4 protein-coding genes are annotated in these 5,409 nt (G+C 47.2%); 3 read left to right on the forward strand and 1 reads right to left on the reverse strand.

The window, feature by feature from the left end; all coding sequences use genetic code 11:
* Positions 1-392: 392 nt before the first annotated feature.
* Positions 393-1,163: a helix-turn-helix transcriptional regulator gene (locus HV355_RS23905; protein WP_023345582.1), complete on the reverse strand. Its 771-nt coding sequence runs from the start codon at positions 1,161-1,163 to the stop codon at positions 393-395.
* An 84-nt stretch (positions 1,164-1,247) separates the two neighbouring features.
* Between HV355_RS23905 and HV355_RS23910 the strand changes: the two genes are divergently transcribed.
* The 3 genes from HV355_RS23910 to HV355_RS23920 all read left to right on the forward strand — a co-directional run bounded on the left by HV355_RS23910 (position 1,248) and on the right by HV355_RS23920 (position 5,391).
* Positions 1,248-2,453, forward strand: a complete 1,206-nt coding sequence (locus HV355_RS23910; protein ID WP_182403863.1) for an MFS transporter — start codon at positions 1,248-1,250, stop codon at positions 2,451-2,453.
* A gap of 38 nt (positions 2,454-2,491) precedes the next feature.
* Entirely contained in the window at positions 2,492-3,127 is a 636-nt protein-coding gene (locus HV355_RS23915) for a DUF1349 domain-containing protein (protein WP_023345584.1), read from the forward strand.
* A 389-nt stretch (positions 3,128-3,516) separates the two neighbouring features.
* Complete coding sequence (locus HV355_RS23920; protein ID WP_048291888.1) at positions 3,517-5,391, forward strand: beta-glucoside-specific PTS transporter subunit IIABC; 1,875 nt, start codon at positions 3,517-3,519, stop codon at positions 5,389-5,391.
* Positions 5,392-5,409 lie beyond the last annotated feature (18 nt).

Here is a 5,409-nt window from a genome sequence, read left to right on the forward strand (position 1 = left end):
CACTGTTATTGTGAAGTGTTTATTCGCTGTATCTGACATTTTAGCTAACCTGTATACTAGGGCTGGAATAAACATATAATGCTTAAGGACGGTCCAATAGAGAGAAAATCGTTATGTATTATGAGAAGGCTTCATTTTGTCTGAATGGATTCATATAACAACTTAATATCCTGCACCTTCCGGTAAACCCTGCCATGATAAAAGGTTAATCGTATTTAATTTAAAATGCCTGAACGCAGAGTCATTTTTTCCAGTTCTGTCAGATCCTGATTATAATTTGTCGTTTATTCGATGTATCTGCATGAAAGGGAAATAGCGAATAAAAGAGTATCTATGGTCCCGCCCTGACGGAGCTGAAATGGAGCCAGACCGTTCTGTTCATATGAATCTGGTTATGAGAAATATTTAGATGGCGTGGTACCAAACATTGCCTTGAAAGCAGCAATAAAGCTTGAAGCAGACTCATAGCCTGATTCCAGCGCGACATTCATGACACTCTGGCCATAAGCCAGACGTTCCAGCGCAAACAGCATTCGATGTCTCTGTCTCCAGGCTCCGAAGGGAAGATTTGTCTCCTGAGCAAAAAGTCGTTCTATCGTTCTTCCGCTAGCTCCTGCTTCTCTGGCCAGGTCGTGCAGCGACCGTCGTGATCCCGGGTCGTGCTCCAGTAATTTTATTAAGTGGATGGCTCTGGGATCTTTCGGCTTGATCAGTTCCAGTGATGCGAGCTGTAAACCTGAAAGACTGCCTACCAACACCTCTGCCAGTCGGTGACTGTGACTATTTTCATCATAGGTCCACCCCATTTTTGCACACGCCATGATGAGCTCCCTGACCAGGTTGCTCACTTCAACCACGCAGCAGTGTTCAGGCTTATCCATGGAAAAAAAAGCGGGAGAAATATACAGAACAAAGAGCGAGGCTGGCTTCTTGGTTTCAACATAATGTTCAGTACCGGCATCAATCCAGAGTGCCCTGCTGGGTGGAAGAACCCACTCGCCGACATGTGTTTTGATGTGAATGACGCCCCGGGAGGAAAAAATTAACTGGTGGCGCGCATGAGTATGCTTTTCAAGAACATCAGCCCCCCATTGTTCTGGCTGACCTACCAGAGGCGAGATAGCGAAATCCGGATTCATAGTGTTTTGGCGTATATTAGACATAATTTGTCATCCTATCGGAATCATGACACGCATGCTACTGGTATTTTTTAGGTTGTTTTTACACCGTCGCACAGGGCGTATCAGATGAAAAGTAGTGAAGAAATGATATCAGGGAAAGGAAATGAGCTGGCTTATTCAGCAGACAATATTAAGTTCGCAGAACTCACGGACGCAAAGCTTGCCACCAGACTGGCATTCTTTATCGCTGGTTTTGGGCTCGCCTGTTGGGCTCCCCTGGTACCCTTCGCCCAAAGCCGTATGCAGGCGGAGCCCGCTCTTTTGGGTGCCGTATTGTTATGTCTGGGTCTGGGGGCATTAATAGGGATGCCTGCTGCCGGTGGCATTTCTGCTAAAGCCGGCAGCCGGATGGTCATCATCATGGGTGCTGTGGGTATTGTGGTTGCTTTACCCCTTCTTGCCCTGCTTTCCACCCCCCTGGGAATTGGTGCTGCACTTTTCTTATTTGGCCTTTCGATTGGTGCGACTGATGTAGCAGCCAACATTCACGGTTCTGAAGTTCAGGATCGGGCGGGTATGCCTTTAATGTCAGGATTTCATGGTTTTTACAGCGTTGGAGGGCTTGCCGGCGCTGTGGTTATGACTTTGCTGATTGCCACGGGATTACACGTTTTTGTGGCATCGATGATCGCAATATTTACGATACTGATATGCCTCTCAGTTATCAGAAACAAGTTCCTCAGAACAGTAACGGTTAACGACGCGCCATTATTTGTACTTCCTAAAGGTAAAGTGATTGTGGTAGGCCTTCTGGCAATGGTGATGTTCCTGGCAGAAGGTGCGATGCTTGACTGGGGTGCATTGCTCCTGATTCAGGAAAAAAGTTTACCGGCAAACATAGCAGGATCGGGGTATGTTGTCTTTGCGGTGGCGATGACATTAAGCCGCTTCGTCGGTGACAGGCTCGTCTCACTTGCAGGAGAGCGCTGGATACTGACTCTTGGTGTAATATTTACGGCAATTGGACTTTTGGTTATTTCACTGTCCTCATCCGTTGCCATTGTCTTTAGTGCGATTGCGATAGCGGGCTTTGCTGCCGGTAACGTGGTGCCTATTTTGTTCACGCGTGCAGGCAAACAGGATTCAATGGCCCCTTCTTTGGCTATCTCCGCTGCAAGCATGCTGGGATATCTGGGGGTGCTTATGGGGCCCGCAGCGGTCGGATTTATTGCACATTATACAGGACTGGCCAATGCGTTTTGTTTCCTGTCCGCCCTGGTCATGCTCTTTTCCCTGACCATCATCCCTATTTTCTCTGAAAAAAAAATGTAGATCATTAAAAATTAATAGAATATATGAAAGGAATAGCTATGAACCATCTTTCACATGACAACATTAGCCTCTTACAGCCGTCAGAAGGCTCCGTTTGGAACATTGATACGCTATCCCGGAAGATAGCCGTTAGGGCATTGCCGTACAGTGATATTTTCATCGATCCGGGAAGGGGCACAAGCCAGGTAACGTCTGCAAGCCGGTGTAATGCAGCAACACTTTTACGTCCGGCTCCTGGCGGAGACTTTCAATTTCGTTCAACGGTAAAAGTCGAATTCGGTAACACCTTCGATGCCGGCGTGTTGCTTCTTTACGTTAACGAACGATCATGGGCGAAGTTGTGCTTTGAATATTCACCCGAACGTGAACCCATGGTTGTCTCTGTGGTGAACAACGGATATACCTCTGATGATGCCAATGCTTTTACCGTCAGTGGACAGGAAGTGCATTTACGGATCTCCCGCAAAGATAATGTATTTGCCTTCCATGCTTCGCTGGATGGTCAAAAATGGATATTTGTGCGCGCTTTTCCCCTTGATGTGCTGAACGACGCGGAACAGATTTTACACATAGGGTTCGAGGCACAAGCGCCTAACGCCTCCGGATGCGAAGTAGAATTCTCTGATTTCGCCCTCGTTTCAGGAAATGTTCCTGATTTCCGTAGCGGAAAATAGAGAACCGGATTTCAGAGTGAATGCAGGGCATACCGGTAAAAACATATCATGTGGTCCCGCCACCTCACTTTTACCCTGCATGCTAATAGATCTGTATAAATAAAGCCTCATATCATATGAGGCTTTATTTTTTGCTATCTGTATATTTTACGACGATTGATATCGGTAATCCGCCATACTGCATTTCTGCTATTCATATGAACTCAGGCACGGTGTATAACATTTTTGAGGATACAATTAGATATCTGGAAACCCCAGTTATTTATACATTTCTCAGACGAATTTTTAGAAACTAGATTGTTACTGCGTTTGCAGGCAAAACCTACTTCAGACCAGTATTATCTGGGCGGAGTGGGTTTTTTTTTGCTTTTTGAAAGGTAAATGTCCCTATGAAATATCAGTCACTTGCTGAATTTATAATTAACCGGGTCGGCGGCCCGGAAAATATTAAAAGTTTGACCCATTGCGCAACAAGGCTTCGCTTTCAGTTAAGAAAATATGATGTTGTTCTGAAGGATGATTTGAGCAACCATCCAGAGATTATTATGGTGGTAGAAAGCGGGGGCCAACTCCAGGTGGTTGTGGGTAATAATGTTTCTGAAGTTTATAAGGCTATCGAAGCTACAGGCATTACGGATGAGACTGATCTAGCTGCAGGGAGCAGCGACGAGGCAGTCATAAAAGAAAATATCTTTAACAGGCTGATTAATGTGGTTTCGGGGATTTTTACCCCTTTTCTGGGGATCCTGGCCGCTTCCGGGATTATGAAGGGGCTGCTAGCCCTTGCTATCGTTTGCGGAATTACGACTGAGTCGAGCGGAACCTACAAAATACTGGCGGCAGCTGGTGATGCCCTGTTTTATTTCTTCCCTCTCGTACTGGGTTACACTGCAGGCAAGCGTTTTGGCGGGTCGCCATTCCTGTCGATGGCGATTGGCGGCGCACTGATGCATCCGGCAATGATAGCGGCGTTCGACGCTCAGTTACAGCACGGCGCGTCAGTTGATGCCTTCCTCGGAATTCCCGTCACTTATATTAATTATGCCGGCTCGGTTATTCCTGTCATATTTGCTGCCTGGCTCAGCAGTGTGGTGGAGAAATTCTGTAATAAAATTCTCCCTTCAGCGGTCAAAAACCTCTTCACCCCTCTGATAGCGCTTCTCATCGTCGTTCCTGCTGCGTTCCTGCTTATTGGACCGCTCGCTACCGGCCTCAGCCACCTTATGGCAAATGCGTTTCTGGCCGCTTATGAGTTTGCGCCTGCTTTAGCGGGTACGATCATGGGGGGACTGTGGCAGGTCTGCGTCATGTTTGGTCTGCACTGGGGTCTTGTCCCCATCATGATCAACAACATCAGCGTGTTAGGCCATGATATTATGCAGCCATTACTGGTACCGGCCGTGGTAGGCCAGTTGGGCGCAGCGCTGGGTGTGTTCCTGAGAACCCAGGATCCAAAATTGAAAACTCTTTCAGGTTCGGCAGTCAGCGCGGCCATTTTTGGTATTACGGAACCTGCAGTATATGGTGTTAACCTCCCAAACCGACGGCCATTCATCTTCGGCTGCACGGCCGGAGCCATAGGCGGGACAATAGTCGGAGCATTCCACGGTAGTATCTATTCTTTCGGTCTGACCAGCTTCTTCACTCTCGCTCAGATGATCCCACCTACCGGTATGGATATGACAGTGTGGGGGGCCATAATCGGCACGGCCTTATCGCTCGTGCTTTCTACCTTACTGACCTATTTCTTCGGTTTGCCGGCATCAAAAGAATCGCCAAGTGCTAACCCAGGTATCGCACCAGAAACAGCAGAGATCGTTATTCTCTCTCCGCTACAGGGGAAGGTTATTGATATTGCCGAAATCCGCGATCCGACCTTTGCCAGTGGCCTGCTGGGTAACGGAGTGGGGATTATTCCAACCTCCGGTAAAGTTATTGCGCCCTTTGACGGAGTTGTGTCGTCAATATTTAATTCCCGACATGCTATCAACCTGGTCAGTAATGATGGTGTGGAACTGCTGATCCACGTCGGGATCAATACCGTAAATCTGAAAGGTGAAGGTTTTACGGCACATGTAAAAACGGGTGATTCGGTAAAAGCCGGTGATCTGTTGATTGAATTTGATCTCGATTTTATTCAAAGCGCAGGATGTCTGCTGGACACGCCGGTATTAATCAATAACAGCGATGAATTCAGGGCAGTACATCTGGCAGATAAACAGACTGTTTCATATGACACGGTATTGATGACAACGATTAAGTGAGGAAGATTCATGAAAAAA

Origin of the sequence: Enterobacter sp. RHBSTW-01064, assembly GCF_014103035.1 — a bacterium.
GTDB lineage: Bacteria > Pseudomonadota > Gammaproteobacteria > Enterobacterales > Enterobacteriaceae > Enterobacter > Enterobacter mori.

Coding starts and splice junctions, on each gene's coding strand:
- HV355_RS23905 (WP_023345582.1), bottom strand. CDS start 1,163: ATGTCTAATATACGCCAAAACACTATGAATCCGGATTTCGCTATCTCG.
- HV355_RS23910 (WP_182403863.1), top strand. CDS start 1,248: ATGAAAAGTAGTGAAGAAATGATATCAGGGAAAGGAAATGAGCTGGCT.
- HV355_RS23920 (WP_048291888.1), top strand. CDS start 3,517: ATGAAATATCAGTCACTTGCTGAATTTATAATTAACCGGGTCGGCGGC.
- HV355_RS23915 (WP_023345584.1), top strand. CDS start 2,492: ATGAACCATCTTTCACATGACAACATTAGCCTCTTACAGCCGTCAGAA.